We start from the raw sequence: 15,781 nt of genomic DNA on the forward strand, positions 1-15,781 counted from the left end.
GGTTCGGCTCACTTCTTCGTGGAATCGGTTTCTGCGACAACTTTTTCGCCCAGAGTGCGCATTCTCAGCATTTCCTTTTGGGTAAGGTCATTCTTACCATTAAGTGCAATGGAGTTCATCAATTCTCTGGCCTCAGACCAACGACCCAGAGCAACCATATCTCCAGCTTTTCCCAGACGAGCTGATGCATATAAAGCAGTATCAGAATAATCATTTATGACATTATCATAGTAATAAATAGCCGATTCGTATTCACGTAGCGTATCATATAATTTTGCGCTCTCCAGTAATTTCCTGGCGAGCTTCTCACGCATTTCAAGTATACGTGTTTGGGCTTCCTCAGAATACTTGCTCGTTGGGTAAATATCCACAAAATCATAAAGACTTCTTAAGGCCTTGTCAGTCATATCTCTGTCTAGACGGTAGTCTGGAGAGAGTTCACAGTAAGCTTCTGTCTTTTTCCAGAATGCATCTTCAACGAAGGGTGAATTTTTCATTCTGCGGATTAGACGATCATATTCACTAATCGCCAGCAGATATTCGTCTCGCTCAAAATAGGTTTCAGCGAGTTGAAACTGTGCGTCGTCAGCATAGGCCCCACCTGGATCATTGTAGATAATGAAGGTGAAGACTTCTTCTGCCTTGATATAATTATTTTTTTCGAAATAATCGAGCCCACGTTGATAGGAATCTGCAATATTTGATGCGTCCATATCACTTTTCTTACTTGCACATTGTTGAAATGAGAACCCAATTAAAAGGAGACCAAGCACAATAAATGTATTTCTGGTAGAGCGTTTAATCAAAATGTTACCTCCATCGTGATGCCTCTCGAGACATTCAGCGGATTAATATAGAATTTTCCAGCGAAACTAGTTGATTCAAATGATGTCAAATCTGTGCCCAAGGCAGCATCAAACGCACTAATCAAATGGTTGACCATGATCAGTGTCCCTGCAATTTGTGCATTGCGGTACCATTGATTGGATTGTGTACGCATATCGACATAGGTACTTTTGTTAGGTGTTAAATCGTTGTCATCCTTGAGTGATATATCGTCCCAGCCACAAACGAATTCAGGATACTTGCTAATATTTTCGTAGAAATGATGGTCCCGGATAGGTTGTATGATTCCTTCAGAATCAATGTATGTAGGCATATTGTGGGTTCTGAGATTACCGCAAGCAGTTTCACCATTATCACTAAACGACCATACCGTGTAATCCCAATGCGCATCCCCAAACAATTTGAACTCTGATTCCTTATCTGTCCCGGCTTTGAAATTTGACTGATAGCCATAAATACCTGCTATCTCGGCAGTAACGTATACTATTCCACGGATTTTATTTCCATTTTCCCATTGACCCCAACCCGGAATAATCAAAGACTTCATAAAGTTCTTCACCATACGCTTGTCTACTTTGAGTTTTGCAGGAGTTTCCAGAGCGTAGATGTTGGATACGAGTAACAGGCTCATGAGAACCATGATGGATATGTTTTTAAATCTATTCAAAACCAAATAGTACCTTCCAGTAAAAACGCCATTCTCCACCATAGCTGATTACCTCTCCATTATTGGTAGTGACATCTAATTCATCCATTCCATAATAAGCTCCAAACTCAAAGGCAGTGGGAAAAGCATAGTATGAGTTCAGGGCCAGTCTTAAATCCACTCCGATATCGCGGACCACCTCAATCTGATCACCTTCATGTTGCATCCAGGCGGATAGATCATCCGGTGTTACCATATCTGGATCAGCTGCCCATATGGCTCCAAACTGGCCATGGAAGCCTAGATAGAGGTCACGAATTGTGAGATGTGCAACACGGTTGTAATTGTCCCTGAATAGTGGAAACCTCAATGATGTCGTAGATACCAGTCGACGGGTCCCCTTTAGTGAATAAAATGGATACCCTTTTAATCCGGGCATTCCACCACCAAACTCCCAGAAAAAATCATCAATGGCATTATTGTCAATCAGGTTGAGATCTGTAGTATTGGAAACAACAATGTTGCCGGGAATTGGCAGTAGATATCCGTAGAAAGCGGAAGCATTGAGCTTCAGGTAGCGATTATTGCTAAAGATATTCCCCCAACGTTCTGTTGATTCATCATAGCCGTAATGATCAAGAAAATTATGGTGATTATCTCGGAGAGATAGGCTGGCTTTGTAGCCAGAGGGGTTTATCCCCCGCTCTTGCCGGATATTGATACGAGACATATCCCATTTTATTCCCCAGTCCCAGCCCTTGTAGTAGTCATAGCTGATGCCGCCACCTGGCAGATTATTAGGTCCAACAGTGTGCACAGCGATGGCTGTACGATAATTGGATGCAGAGATATCCAGTTTTAACGCATGAATTGGTGGTACACGAATGTCTGCCGATAACACGCCTTGCGATAAACTGAAAGTTAGATCGCTGTCTGCAGGATATACCCCGTAAAGCAATTCCTCAGTCGTGTGACGAACCATCTGATAGAATTCGAAGGTCAGGGTGGGCAAGAAACCCTTATACTGGGCCGACAGGAATAAATCCATGTCAAGATTGGGAGCAAGTCCAAATCCACCAATCATGGAGTAATTACTGATGATTTCATCTGAGAAAAAGTAGAAACCGGGTTTAAAGAGGACATCATTCTTCGACTGATCCATTTCAATCTGCAGACGAGGAAGCAGGAATAAGGGACCTGCACGAAAAGCGTATTCAGTAGCGCTTAACTGACTCTCATGTCGTGTCCAGGTTGGCGCAATTATTCTGTGGACGGATTCAGCAAGTGGTGCAGTTTGAACCTGTATCAATTCTGATTCATCAAGCACAGCAATGTTAAAGCCCAGACTATCATATAGTGAATAATATAGCTTTTCTTTTTGCCATTCTGCCTGGAAGGCACCACCAACTACATTGGTGACACGGGGATTGTCCCTGGTTTGGAGGTCAAACTTGTAAATGTTGAAAATACCAGTTCGATCATCGCTATAATAAATAATTGAATCACCCCTGAAAACCGGGTCACGTTCATCCCAAACTGATGTGAGCAGCGGCTCAATTACACCACTGGATAAATGATAAACAGCAATATCGCGATTGCTCCCGGAGGTGTAGTCGAAAATGATCCGATCTCCCTGAGGGGACCATTTCGGGACATAAACCTGAGTGCCAGGTTCAAAAAAGGTTAGTTGTTGTACGCTGTCAGGAGTACCGGGAAATGCCAGACAAAGGTTATTGGTGCCGTCCCGTAAATTCACAAAAGCAATCTTATCAGCCTGGGGCGACCAGGTTGGATTTTTTACCCGCTCACCAAAAGTAAGTTGACGTTCATCCTTTAGGCTGTCTGGGTGAACAATAAACAAATCTGAGAATCTCGATCCGCTAATCAGGAGTTGGCATCGTTCACAGGTGGAAACCTGATTGCCAGATAGGAAGGGTTTGATGCTGTGGCTAGAGTGATCGGGGGTGCGAGGATCAGGGATTCCCCCATCATAATATTCCTTACGTGCATAAACCAGATGGCCTCCATCAGGACTCCAGTCGAAACCTTCAACTCCTGGGAGAACTTTGCTTGCCTCATCAGAGCTATCTTTAATAAATAAAGCGGTTCTGGAGAGATAGGTTTCACCAGCGCTGGAGATAAAGCCCAGTTTGCTGCCTGTTGAATTGAAGCTTGGATAGTGGTTTGCGTCCCCCTCGCGTTGGACAAAGTGGATGGGACTGATAGCTTCATCATCATTATATGAATGCGACTGTCTTGCTGCAAGGGATGCAACCCAGTCAGACCATAGGCTGTTTGCTGACATACCCGTTTCGGCTTCAAAGGCGTTATAGAAGCCATAACTCAGGGGATTACTAATACGATCCGTAATCCTTTTTATGACATCTTGCCCAAACTCCTGGGCCAGATAGCGTACAAATCCAAAGCCATGGTCATAGACACTTTCATTGCCGATTCCAACTTTACCAAATCCATCCATCTCGTTAAGTGTCAAGACTTTATCATAGCTAATACGATCTCGTAAGATCATATCTCGATTGCTATCCCACCAATCCCAGCGTGTGGTATCATTTTGGTATTGGGCAATTCCTTCAGCCCACCACATGGGAACAACAACAGACGGAATCGGATATGAAGCGATACCATTGGGATAGCCATATAGAACATCTTCTCTTCGCTCTGGCTCATATGAAATCACCTGGAGATATGCAGCAGGTACATTCCCATGCATTTTCCGAGAGGCTCTCAAGCTTATGATGTGAGTAAACTCGTGGGTGATGACATCACGCAGCCAGTAGTGAGATCCTCTTAAGCTATAATCCAGAGGCATGGCCCATATTTCGATCTTATTGTCAAAATAATAAGCGCCACCGTTGGCATAATCATCTGTATCCCGGATGATAAGATGTGTCTTTTCCTCGGGTTCATAGTTGTATAGGGATGTAATCCCATCATAGATATCATCGGCAACGTGGAGAGCTTCGTTGGCCGTCCATTCAGTGTTTTGATGATAGTGCACGATGAAGTGTTCACCTTCAATGGTTTTCCATTCCAACTCAGGATGATTGAACCCCTGAGCAAAAAGCAGGCTTCCTGTGGACAGGATGGGGAGTATGTATTTCACAATGTTCATCGAATAACAGCTATCTTGATTATCTCTGATGATTTCCCAGCCACTATTTGGGCGAGGTAAACACCATTGGATACATCTGATGCATCCCAGACCCATTCGTTATAGCTATTGCGTTGAAGTTTGTCCAGTTCAACCTGGACCACCTGGGCCCCATTCATAGAGAATATTTCAATGCTCCAGGTATCTACATCTCCCAACCAGGCACGGATGGTCGTAGCGTTGCCTTTGATTGGATTTGGGTAATTATATACAGAACTGGATTGGAGTGTGGGTGCAGTTGAAGGTGCCACTATTGGGGTTTCAGTAACTCGATTTCCAGCTCGGTTACCCTGTGGATCTGACCAAAAAGCAATCCCTTCTATGGTCTGATCATATTCAAAATAGAGGAGTTCCTGATCACTGAGAATCAAGGTTAAGCCATTTGTAGAACTGAGGGAATTTTCCACACTTCTGGTAACCTGGGGCAAGACACCACTGTCTAGCAATTCTCCTTCCAAATCGAATATGGAATACCCATTGGCATGTCTTAAAAATATAGTGAGTTGGCCATCAATTGTTGAACCAACTACTGGATTGCCAAAATATGGTTCTGTGTGGAAAGGATTACCGCTATAAGCTATTCCGACCTGATTGATAATCTTGATTGTATTTTCAAAGAAGAGGCCAATCTCATAGTAGCCGTCCAGATCGGCATCCAGAGGAATGATATGGAGGGGTTTTTCAACAGTAATTAAAACAACTTCCTCAGAAGGCAAATGAGATATTTTTAAGGCATTTTCAGCAGTAGACCATGAAAAAACATCTATAGCTTCTGGAACGGCCATAGAGAGGTCATCAGGTCCCCTAAACAGCGTCACACCTGCAGGTTTAGGATTGTCAGAAAATTCTGAATAAAAAGATTGTATCCCTGATGTCGTCTGGAATCTTGCTATGGGTGGACCCGGTAGTGGTCCTTCTATGATACTTTGCCCAAGCGCATCAAACCACTTGACCAGAGCAAATCCACCATCTTTTTCAGCAAAATACGATAAGGTCAGTTGGCCACTCTGATTAATTATAATTTCGAAGGGATTGCTCACCCTCGTATTAGGATGTGAATCACCAGTTTCCACATTGATAAAATGTGTGCTTGTGGTCATGTTTGGAAATATCCAGGGATATCGGAAATGAAAGGTACTATCGCCTTCGCCATGGAGAATATCTGCTGGAGATAGAACCGAACTTGGTGTTTGTGTCAACCCACCCTCTTCGAATGAGGTCATGACTATTTGTGTAGAATCCTTGTTAAAGGCCCACAGACTGTTTGCTGTTGCCCCCCATCCTAAAAAGCTGGAAATAGAGTCTTTCACAACCAATCTATCAGATGAAATCGAAAAGCTCATGGAAGAACCATTTTTAGAAATATTTTCAATTTTCAAGTGGCTGGGAGCCCCAGAATTGGATGTTGTTGCAGGAAAGGTGCTTGAGCTGAAATTGAGAAGACTATCCCCGACAATGTCCTCATAGCGATTAAGATGAAACCATCCCTCATTCCCTGCAAACCATGGATCAAACCACCAACCGGTTTCCAGATAGTCAGCAAAGAGCAATTGAGTGGCATATCCCATATCCTGGGCACCATCAGCTTCCACGAAATCTACCATCTGGATATTCCCGCCATTGGGATTATCATCAGTGTATCGTGCGGTTTCATCAATATGCCAGATATTGAGTCCATTGCCTGGCAAACCGGCATGCTGCTCATCGACCTGAACAACCACCCCATTTGCACTAAGAACGACTGAAACCGTATCAAAACCTGGCTCGTCAATCCAAAGTGGCATACTACTGGGATGCAGCAGATTTCTCTGGCGGTTTTCAATGAGATAGTACTCGGTATCGCTTATGGAAATTTTTACTGGTGGATCATCAACGCTAACTAAGACTGTATCCCCAATTCCTCTCACGTCAGGTAGGGTCCAGCCCTTTTCAATCCTGGTGAAAGGATCAGGATAGGCTGGTACGATACCATGAAAATTATTTGAGCCCTGATCCATAAGGGCAAATCCACCTACAAGAGAAACCCCTGTTTCAGTATTGTATAAGGGTGGTAAATCAAGATGAAAGCCGATCATTAACGCCAGGGTCCCGTTTAAGGCGACCTGATAAAAGCAGGGGTCTTCTGCATCCTCAAAAAGGGTGCGTGTTTCTTCATATTGAAGAAAATTTTGTGACTCTGGTATGATGATTAGATCAGAAAGATTGCCTTCATTGGTTTGAAGAAAACCATACGCTCCGAAATCTGGCTGTGAAAGATAGGCTGAGGGAATGTTTCCTGGTGTGGGATCAAGTGCAAATGCGAAATCACCACCCATGCCTGCATGGGCAAGAATGATTGTAGTATACTCATCAAAATTGACATCAGGATCTGCCAGGGCGATGACATCTCGACTCAACTCAAAAAGTTTTTCTGTTTCATCATATGCTTCTAGATATGGATGATAGTAGAGCATCTCATGGGGCAATAGGTAAACATCATCCTCATTCAGTGGATAAACGGCTGATTCAGCAATATTTACCTGAACCGCCCCATCACTAACCCGCTGCCAGTAGTTTTCCATGGCAGTGAGGTGATCCTGAAAATAGCTGCGATCATGAGGAGGTGGGTCCAGTGACCAGTCCGTACAATCGAGATCAACAGTGTCTTCCAGGACAAAGCTTCCATCCCCAGTTGTTGCCGGTGATGAGTCCGTTTGAAAGGCTACTCGAAGTACAGCAACCTTCAGCTCCTGCCCTGATAAGGATAGGACTGACAGAATAGTCAGCAATAATCTTACTGTGAATTGATTGATATTATCCCCGCGAGCTTTTGAGGGTTAAAAATTATGGATCGATGACCAGATTGATCCGATCATCCTAAAATTTTAACATAAGCGAGAATCGCATGGTATTGTTCAGAGGGTGTGTTTCCTCTGCCACGGTATAGCCAAAATCAAAGCCATAGTTTCCATAGCGCAATCCGGCACCAACTGTAGGCGTGGTAATTTTACCCTCAGAGTCATAGTAATAGCCTCCACGTATGGCAAACATTTCATTATACCAATATTCAAGACCTACACTATGGATCAGTGATTTAAATTCGTCAGCCGGACTTCTGTCATCGCTATTACCAACCTCAAGTAGTCCATTGTTTCCATATAATCCACCTTCTACAGCAGATGAATCAGGACCATATCCTCCAATAACGCGATCATCATCCATGTTGCGATCACCACCAAGATACCAGTCGTCTAGAAAAGAAGTGAAGATTCCTTTCCACCATGAATCAGTGTGAGCAATTTCATTCTGTCCATCTTTATTGTAATTTCCAGAAGGATCTTCATTGCCATCTTCATTATAGCCGCCAATTTTCAAATCACCGTCCCAATCCATGGATGCATATTCACCAACCAGTAGTTTGTTTACATCATAGACCACATTCAATCGGTTGTACTTTGAGTCGTACACACGCATGTTGAAACCAAGTTTCAAGTTCGTAGGTAGTGGATCAGCTTGTTCTTTATCGTTGAAAATAACTTTGGGACCCAGGTTAGCCACCATGGCACCAAGATCCAGCTTGCCACCCAAATATCCCTTACTCAGGTACCCCACATCAAAACCAAAATTAGTCGCTGTTCCTTTGGTCTTCTCAGTACCGACATTTTTATCCGTAAGGTGCTGATATAAAATTTTAAAGTTAAAACCCACACTAGAATTCTCAGATATCATTGTGGCATAACTTATTGCCCCTGAAGAGAAATAGGTCAGGAAGGTTCCAAGTGAAGTCCCATTTGCATCGGTATACTGCTGCTTACCAGCATTCAGGTAGATAATATGTCCACCAAAGACTCCGAGACCCTCTACAGGAGCTCTTCCAGCCAGAAAATCATAGTACATATCATCTACAAGACCAGGAAGCCAATTCACATGCATTCCAGAGACCTCATAGCCACTTTGAAATCCAAGCCCGGCAGGATTCCAGTAGGTTGCGTAGGAGTCATCTGCAAGAGCAACTTGTGCTTCACCCATACCACCAGCCCGTGCACCAGGGGCGATTAACAGAAATAATGCACTCTGTGAGAATGCCACTGACAGAAACATCAGACTTCCGATGGTGAGATTTAAAAATTTATTCATTTTCATTCTAACTAACTCCTCATTCATAAAAAAACCGAATATTATTAATAACATTCGGTATCAACTTTAAAAAAAGATTAACGCCAGGTTTCGTATTTTGTTTTCGGTGGATTCTCATCAAAAAATCCCAGTAACGTTTTCTCTCTTAAAGTTCTCCTCTCGTAAAGCGGGCGAATATAGGTTTACACCTTTCGCTAATCAACGGATTTCACAGTATTTAAGCCCTCAAGTGACCTGGATAACTCTATGATGAGCCGTGGAAAACCATGACTAATATCATATGTTGTGTCCATGTCATTTTTTGGGTGTTGATTCAAATTATCACCTAAATTTTATATCTGCTTCTTCTTTATAGCCACTGATAAAATCCTGCACTGATTTTAGTTCTGACTTTCTCATCTCTTCGACGCTACCAACAAAGGAAAAGTTCCCCTGATCTAGCAAAACAATTTTATCTGCCAGAAAAAAGCCAGTGGGAATGTCATGTGTCACAATAATACTGGTCACATTTAAATCATCTTGCATTTCTTTTATCATGATGGCAATCTGAGCACTGGTAACTGGATCCAATCCAGTGGTAGGCTCATCATATAGAATGTATTTTGGTTTCATGGCCACTACACGAGCCAATCCAACACGTTTACGCATACCACCACTTAATTGTGACGGAAATTTATGACCCACATCCACCAGCCCCACTCGTTCCAGACTATCCTTGGTAATAGTATCAATTTCAGCATCAGAATGCCGATTATATGCTTTTAGGCCTATACCTACATTATCGTAAATATTCAGACTGTCGAATAAGGCGGCTGATTGAAACAACATCCCAAATTTGAGACGACATTCACCGAGTTGTTTTTGATTGAGCGTACCGAGATCATCCCCATCGATATAGATATGTCCTGAATCAGGATATAGTAGACGGGTAATCAGCTTGAGAAGAACGCTTTTTCCTGTCCCACTTTTTCCCATGACCACGAGACTTTGGCCATCATCAACCTTTATACTGGCCCCAGACAGTACATTGAGATCGCCGAACGATTTATGGAGATTTTTAATTTCGATCATACCGATACATTTCTGAATCAGATCGTTTTCATGGATTTAGATGTCGTCCAATTCCGCTCTGAACTCTTTAACATCTTCGAATTTCCGATAAACACTGGCAAACCGGACATAGGCAATTTCATCAAGATCTTTCAGATGCTTCATTACCAGTTCGCCAACATCTTTTGCATGAACTTCAGAAGATCCAAAAGTATTTACATCCTGTATCACCAAATCTACAGTTTGACTCATCTGAGTACTGTTCACAGGTCTTTTGCTACATGCTATTGCTATACTTTTAAGAATTTTTTCACGGTCAAATGGTTCACGTCGCTGATTGCTTTTAATGACCAGCAAGGGTTGTGTCTCGACATATTCATAGGTTGTGAAACGGTATGAACAGCTCCCACACTCCCGACGACGTCGAATTGCACGACCATCCTGGGTGTGACGGGAATCAATTACTCGAGTATCACCCTGTTGACATTGTGGACAATTCATACGTTTTACTCGACATCCTGATAGTGAGGGAAGTCTTTGACAAGTCCCTGCACCTTGGATCGGACTGATTGATTGACACTTTCATTGTCTGGGTCAGAAATCACATCATTGATATATCCTGCAATCAATTTCATCTCATTTTCCTTAAAACCACGGGTGGTTAAGGCTGCAGTTCCAATGCGAATACCACTTGTAATGAGTGGGCTCCGCTGATCAAAGGGAACCATATTTTTATTGGTGGTCATCCCAGCATCTTCCAGAAGACGCTCAGCCTTTTTGCCACTAATATTATTCGCAGTTAAATCAATAAGAAGTAAGTGGTTATCCGTTCCACCAGAGATCAGCTTAAAACCATATTCATGGAGAGCAAGACCCAAGGCTTTTGCGTTAGAGATCACCTGCTTTGCATACGTTTTAAATGATGGTTCCAGTGCTTCTCCAAAGGCCACTGCCTTGGCAGCAATAACATGCATGAGCGGACCACCTTGAATGCCTGGCATCACAGTACTGTCCAGCAGCTCACTCATCATTTTGGTGCGACCACTTTTTGGAGCAACAATGCCGAATGAATTTTCAAAATCTTTGCCCATCATCACCAAGCCACCGCGGGGTCCACGAAGGGTTTTATGGGTGGTTGAGGTGACTACATGACAGTGTGGCATGGGACTAGGATGCTCCCCGGCTGCAATCAATCCTGCGGGATGAGCAACATCAGCCATGAGAAAGGCACCAACTTCATCTGCAATCTCTCTAAATAATTTAAAATCATAGTGTCTGGGGTATGCAGAACCACCAGCTATGATCATTTTGGGTCCATGCTTTTTAGCCTGGTCACGAACCATATCATAATCGATGTAGCCTGTTTCAGCGTTCACACCATAGGCAACTATCTTGTAAAATTTACCTGAGAAATTGACATGGGAGCCATGGGTCAAATGGCCGCCATGGGATAAATCCATACCAAGGACTGTGTCTCCAGGATTCACCAAGGTGAAATATACGGACATGTTTGCCTGGCTGCCAGAATGGGGTTGGACATTAGCATATTCAGCATCAAAAAGTTGCTTGACGCGGTCTCTGGCAAGATTTTCAGCAGTATCTACGGCCTCACAACCACCATAGTATCGTTTCCCAGGATACCCCTCCGCATATTTATTTGTCATCACGCTGCCTGCTGCCTGTAAAACAGCTTTACTAACGAAATTTTCTGAAGCGATTAACTCTAAGGTTTCGTTTTCACGATCGCGTTCTGCCATAATTGCAGCGTATATGGCTGGATCAGACGTTTTTAGCTCATTCAGCATCTTGACCTCGAGAATTTTGCTCAATTTTGTTAAGTCTTATTGCATGTCTGTCACCCTCCCACTCTGTGGTTAACCAGACTGAGAGAATGCTTTTCATTGATTCTATAGATTGTGTTCTGGCACCCAGACAGAGGACATTTGCGTCATTGTGAAGTCGACTAAGTGTAGCCAACTCCTCATTGCAGCAGAGGGCTGCCCGAATGCCCTTATAACGATTTGCAGCTATGGACATACCAATACCAGTACCACATATCAATATCCCGCACTGAGCCTCACCGGATTGAACTTTTTGGCTTACCCTGGCAGCAAAGTCAGGATAATCAACAGAATCCAGATTGTGAGTCCCTTCATCGATGATATCATGCCCGATTGACTTGAGATAGTGAACCAGCTCGGTCTTTGCATCAAAAGCGGCATGATCACAACCAATGACAAGTTTCATAGCCGACCTATTTTAGCCTTTGGGAGCCGTGACACTACGTTTTAGCCAGGAATAACATTCCTTCCTGGGTTTAGCTTTACCGCCTTTAACGTATTCATCTCGATTGAAGAACCAGTCACCCTGTTGTGGAATACGAGCTTCTTTTAGAAAATCAATTTTATTGGCCGCTTTAAAATAGCCATTTGATTTTGCAGTTAAATAATCTTCGTACGCCATCATAAATACCAGTTTGTCATCAAAATCTGGAACAGAACCAGCACATGCTACACCCACGGCTTCAAATACAGAAGCACGGTTGGCATAGGTCTGACCATTTCTGGAATCCATTTTAATGGCTTTATCGGCCCATGACATGGCTGATTTGAGTTGGCCGTCCTCTATGTAAGCCTGTGTCATATCAAAGTAGATACGGACATCTTCAGGATTAGCAGTATTTAATTTTTGCAGCCAGCTGATAACTGTTTTTGTTTGACCCAATTCACGATATGCTTCAACAAGATCTTTCATGATGTTTGTCATACCTGGCGAAATAGTTAGAATACCTTCCAGAACTTTGATAGCGGTATCATTTTCACCATCATTTCGCAGTACTCGGACATAGTCCTGAGCATTGGAAATATTATCGGGATTCTTTCTATACTCTTCCTCAATGAAACCACGGACATCACCACCCTGAGCCTCTATGGATTCACGAACAATATTTCTCAAGTTTTTACTATCAGGGTTGGTAGCTAGAAGATGTTCGGCAATGTCTTTTGCTTCAGGATACATTCCAAATTTAATGTAGTCCTCTGCAAGTTCTTCACCCAATACAGAATCTTGAGGGAAAGCTGCATACATATCAACTTTAGCCTGTAGCAATGCGTCTTCATCATCCATCAATTTCAAGGTGAATAATTTATTTTCCCACAAGTATTTGTTGGTGGGGATAACTGCAAGGCCCTCATCGTAATAAATCATGGCAGTATCTAGATGGTCTAATTCGCGATAGGAGTTACCCATATAGACATAAACATTTTGAGCCATTTGTTCATCGACACACTCATATTCGAACAATTTCTTATAATTAAACAAGGCATCTGGATAGGCTTTATTCTTGTAGTACTCTGTTGCAAAACTTAAGTGTTTCATACAGTAGCGGGAATTTGCTTTGCGCACGGAATCTTTGCGTGCTTTTTCCATGGCAGCCAATTCTTCAGCTGTGGCTTGTGGAGGCATACATGCTGACAAGACCATTGTAAATAGCATGATGCCCATAGTAATAATTGATACAACTTTTAACTTCATGAGTTAACCCTCATCTTCTTTTAACTTTTTTGAACCACATATCATTAATTTGAATTCCAAATTTCATACGAGCGAAAAGCTCATCAGGCAGACTTTCATCCCCTCCACGAGATCCGAATTCCCCAGAAATCTCAAATAGACTTCTTCCATTCCTCAGAGCGAGGTTGGCACCAGAAATCAGTGAATATTCGTATATCATATTGCCATTGTCTGGTGACAGATAATAATTTTTGATTGATACCCCAGCCTGCCAACCGGTTCTTTTGGTCCAGTAACGTGAGGTTCTATCGGTAGGTAATTTTTGCCGGGAGAGTTGAAAAGATGCAACTGGTATAGTACTCCATCCAGCTGGTAGTGCGAATACTCTGGCTTCCGAGAAACCAGATTCGCTGAATAGTTGCTGTGCAATACCTGCCATAAAATTAACGTTTTTTGAGTGATGGTAGATGACACCAAATTTAATTGTGGTTGGCCAGGCTTTCAGCTCCTCATCTATTTCTGCAAAGGCATCAGATCCAGCCAGACTATCCCTACCGGAAAGTGTAGGTTTGTCGAAAGGGATATTAACTGTTAACCCTAGCGAGACTTTTTCTCTCACATTGGAAATAATTCCACCTTCAATACTATTTCCGGAGATGTCACCCTTTATTACGTACATATCTTGAATATCATCAGTCAGAATCGTGAATTCGCGTCTTATTTGACCCTGAAATTTATGCAACTTGAGCCCTAACTTCATACTGGGAGAGAGTGCATATCCAAGACCCAGATGAAAATCCCAAATTCCTCCAATTGATTGTTCTGAGAAAGAACCCATGTCCAGACTAGATTCATATCCAGAGGCAAAATCAGAGATTGCATGGGTTCCAAGACTCATCCCAAATCGCTTTCCCACTGGAATTGTAACAAAGACCTGTTCAAGCCGGGTTTTGTTAGACACGATATTGTCAATTGATCTAAATTCTGAACCCAAACTTACCCCAAAATGTACACGGTTCGAGCTGCTCAATGCAGCAGGATTGTGTATAGTGATGCGGGTGGAGTCCTCGAGGGCCACTACACCGTGACCAAGGCTGCTCCCCAGGGGGTCTGTTGTTGGATATATATCACCATAACCCAGCCGGTAGTAAGCAGATTGCCCCATGAGGGAAATTGCCAGAAAAAGTATGAGTATCAGCTTCCTCATGGTCGCACCGCCAGGGAAGATTTAACATAAAGAGCTGAAGCACTGGCATCTTTTGAGATTGCCAGAAATCCAGGGGAGTAACCGGAATTCGTAGGCTTCAATATCAATTCTATTACATCTTCTTTATCATCTATGGCTGATTGAATAACATCCTTCACCTGATTGCTATTGTACCCATCCCCTCCATATTCAATAGTAGCTGACAACCCTGAGTTAGGGTCTTCAACAATCATACTAAATCTGAAAACACTATCAGTACTATAAAGAGATGAAGCCATATCATCAATTGCAGGCAGAACACTGGAAGAAAGAACGTGCTGGATTGTATCTCCGCCAAACATGAATCCTTGGAGATCAAGTGTCATGATAAGTGAATCATTCTTTAGTTGACTGATATAATCGAATTGCGATCGATCAAAAACCCCAGATTTCTCAATTAAATGCATATAGAGCGTATCGGCATCAAAGGTTATAAAAGTCGCACTGTCGTCCCCAGCCGTATCAGGTTCATGAAAGAAAAAGTTTAATAGTGGTCTTGAAACAGAGCCACCCCCATAAAATGAAGAGAGGTATTCTGTAGTCGCAGGAAAAATACCCAGACTAGCGGTGGTATCACCCTCAGTTATGAGACCAGAGGGTAAAGTATACTTCCAGGAATTACTACCGCCAGAAACATTCATAGAATCTGTGCCAAGAAAATTGCCATAGCTGGAGCTTTCCAAGTCTATAGTTTGATCCATGGTTTCGTAATAGCCAAAGTTTAAATAAGTCGAAGCGATTGTGTCAGCCCCATTCTCAGGATAAGTCAAAAAATGGTTTACCAGGAATTGGATACTATCCACACCGGCGATATCCAAGGATGTGTCGGAGAAGACAAAGTCAACTGTAAAACCTGATTTATAGTATTGTGTTTCACCAACCCAGGCTCTGAAATGTGATCCCCATTCAATCTCAGCAGCTCGTGATTCAGTCGCCGTAACGTTGTTAAGGGTATCTTCAGTAAATGAGAATGGGTTGTAGACAAAGCTAGCATTGTCATAGGATAATGGTTCATCACACGACCACAAAAAAAGTGCGGTGATAAGAACTGCGAAAGGAATCCGGATTTTCATAAGCCCCTTTAAAAAAAGAGTTAAGCGATCAAACACTTAACTCTGTTGGTTTAGAGTCAACACTGTCAATATTCAGAGTTTTAATTCTCAACTCCAAAGAATGTTTCCAATTCCAAATT

Annotated in this window: 12 protein-coding genes; all 12 read right to left on the minus strand. The window is 42.7% G+C overall.

From position 1 onward, the window contains the following. Positions 1 to 8 precede the first annotated feature (8 nt). Positions 9 to 806 carry an outer membrane protein assembly factor BamD gene (bamD, locus tag ISR87_08990; GenBank protein MBL7025579.1) on the minus strand — a complete coding sequence of 266 codons (798 nt, stop codon included), beginning with the start codon at positions 804 to 806 and terminating at the stop codon, positions 9 to 11. Beyond that, entirely contained in the window at positions 803 to 1,513 is a 711-nt protein-coding gene (locus ISR87_08995) for a hypothetical protein (protein MBL7025580.1), read from the minus strand. Before ISR87_08995 ends, bamD begins: the two co-directional genes overlap by 4 nt. Next, positions 1,506 to 4,616 carry a hypothetical protein gene (locus tag ISR87_09000; GenBank protein MBL7025581.1) on the minus strand — a complete coding sequence of 1,037 codons (3,111 nt, stop codon included), beginning with the start codon at positions 4,614 to 4,616 and terminating at the stop codon, positions 1,506 to 1,508. The genes ISR87_08995 and ISR87_09000 overlap by 8 nt, the downstream gene beginning before the upstream one ends. 5 nt (positions 4,617 to 4,621) lie before the next feature. Continuing rightward, entirely contained in the window at positions 4,622 to 7,432 is a 2,811-nt protein-coding gene (locus ISR87_09005; protein ID MBL7025582.1) for a T9SS type A sorting domain-containing protein, read from the minus strand. Between the two features lie 88 nt (positions 7,433 to 7,520). Next, entirely contained in the window at positions 7,521 to 8,744 is a 1,224-nt protein-coding gene (locus ISR87_09010; GenBank protein ID MBL7025583.1) for a PorV/PorQ family protein, read from the minus strand. A gap of 357 nt (positions 8,745 to 9,101) precedes the next feature. Continuing rightward, positions 9,102 to 9,851: an ATP-binding cassette domain-containing protein gene (locus tag ISR87_09015; GenBank protein MBL7025584.1), complete on the minus strand. Its 750-nt coding sequence runs from the start codon at positions 9,849 to 9,851 to the stop codon at positions 9,102 to 9,104. 36 nt (positions 9,852 to 9,887) lie between these two features. Next, positions 9,888 to 10,331, minus strand: a complete 444-nt coding sequence (gene nrdR, locus ISR87_09020) for a transcriptional repressor NrdR (GenBank protein MBL7025585.1) — start codon at positions 10,329 to 10,331, stop codon at positions 9,888 to 9,890. A gap of 5 nt (positions 10,332 to 10,336) precedes the next feature. Next, positions 10,337 to 11,635 carry a serine hydroxymethyltransferase gene (locus tag ISR87_09025; GenBank protein MBL7025586.1) on the minus strand — a complete coding sequence of 433 codons (1,299 nt, stop codon included), beginning with the start codon at positions 11,633 to 11,635 and terminating at the stop codon, positions 10,337 to 10,339. After that, positions 11,625 to 12,077 (minus strand): ribose 5-phosphate isomerase B, encoded by a 453-nt coding sequence (rpiB, locus tag ISR87_09030; GenBank protein ID MBL7025587.1) that lies wholly within the window; start codon positions 12,075 to 12,077, stop codon positions 11,625 to 11,627. Before rpiB ends, ISR87_09025 begins: the two co-directional genes overlap by 11 nt. 12 nt (positions 12,078 to 12,089) lie before the next feature. Continuing rightward, positions 12,090 to 13,364: a hypothetical protein gene (locus ISR87_09035; GenBank protein ID MBL7025588.1), complete on the minus strand. Its 1,275-nt coding sequence runs from the start codon at positions 13,362 to 13,364 to the stop codon at positions 12,090 to 12,092. A gap of 10 nt (positions 13,365 to 13,374) precedes the next feature. Further along, complete coding sequence (locus ISR87_09040) at positions 13,375 to 14,550, minus strand: hypothetical protein (GenBank protein ID MBL7025589.1); 1,176 nt, start codon at positions 14,548 to 14,550, stop codon at positions 13,375 to 13,377. Further along, positions 14,547 to 15,662: a hypothetical protein gene (locus tag ISR87_09045; protein MBL7025590.1), complete on the minus strand. Its 1,116-nt coding sequence runs from the start codon at positions 15,660 to 15,662 to the stop codon at positions 14,547 to 14,549. Before ISR87_09045 ends, ISR87_09040 begins: the two co-directional genes overlap by 4 nt. Between the last annotated feature and the right edge of the window lie 119 nt (positions 15,663 to 15,781).

Source organism: Candidatus Neomarinimicrobiota bacterium, assembly GCA_016784545.1.
Classification (GTDB): domain Bacteria; phylum Fidelibacterota; class UBA8477; order UBA8477; family JABMPR01; genus JABMPR01.

Bases quoted from the DNA above. Each gene is read 5' to 3' on its own strand.
- ISR87_09010 (MBL7025583.1), bottom strand. From the start codon at position 8,744: ATGTTTCTGTCAGTGGCATTCTCACAGAGTGCATTATTTCTGTTAATC.
- ISR87_09015 (MBL7025584.1), bottom strand. From the start codon at position 9,851: ATGATCGAAATTAAAAATCTCCATAAATCGTTCGGCGATCTCAATGTA.
- nrdR (MBL7025585.1), bottom strand. From the start codon at position 10,331: ATGAATTGTCCACAATGTCAACAGGGTGATACTCGAGTAATTGATTCC.
- ISR87_09025 (MBL7025586.1), bottom strand. From the start codon at position 11,635: ATGCTGAATGAGCTAAAAACGTCTGATCCAGCCATATACGCTGCAATT.
- rpiB (MBL7025587.1), bottom strand. From the start codon at position 12,077: ATGAAACTTGTCATTGGTTGTGATCATGCCGCTTTTGATGCAAAGACC.
- ISR87_09035 (MBL7025588.1), bottom strand. From the start codon at position 13,364: ATGAAGTTAAAAGTTGTATCAATTATTACTATGGGCATCATGCTATTT.
- ISR87_09040 (MBL7025589.1), bottom strand. From the start codon at position 14,550: ATGAGGAAGCTGATACTCATACTTTTTCTGGCAATTTCCCTCATGGGG.
- ISR87_09045 (MBL7025590.1), bottom strand. From the start codon at position 15,662: ATGAAAATCCGGATTCCTTTCGCAGTTCTTATCACCGCACTTTTTTTG.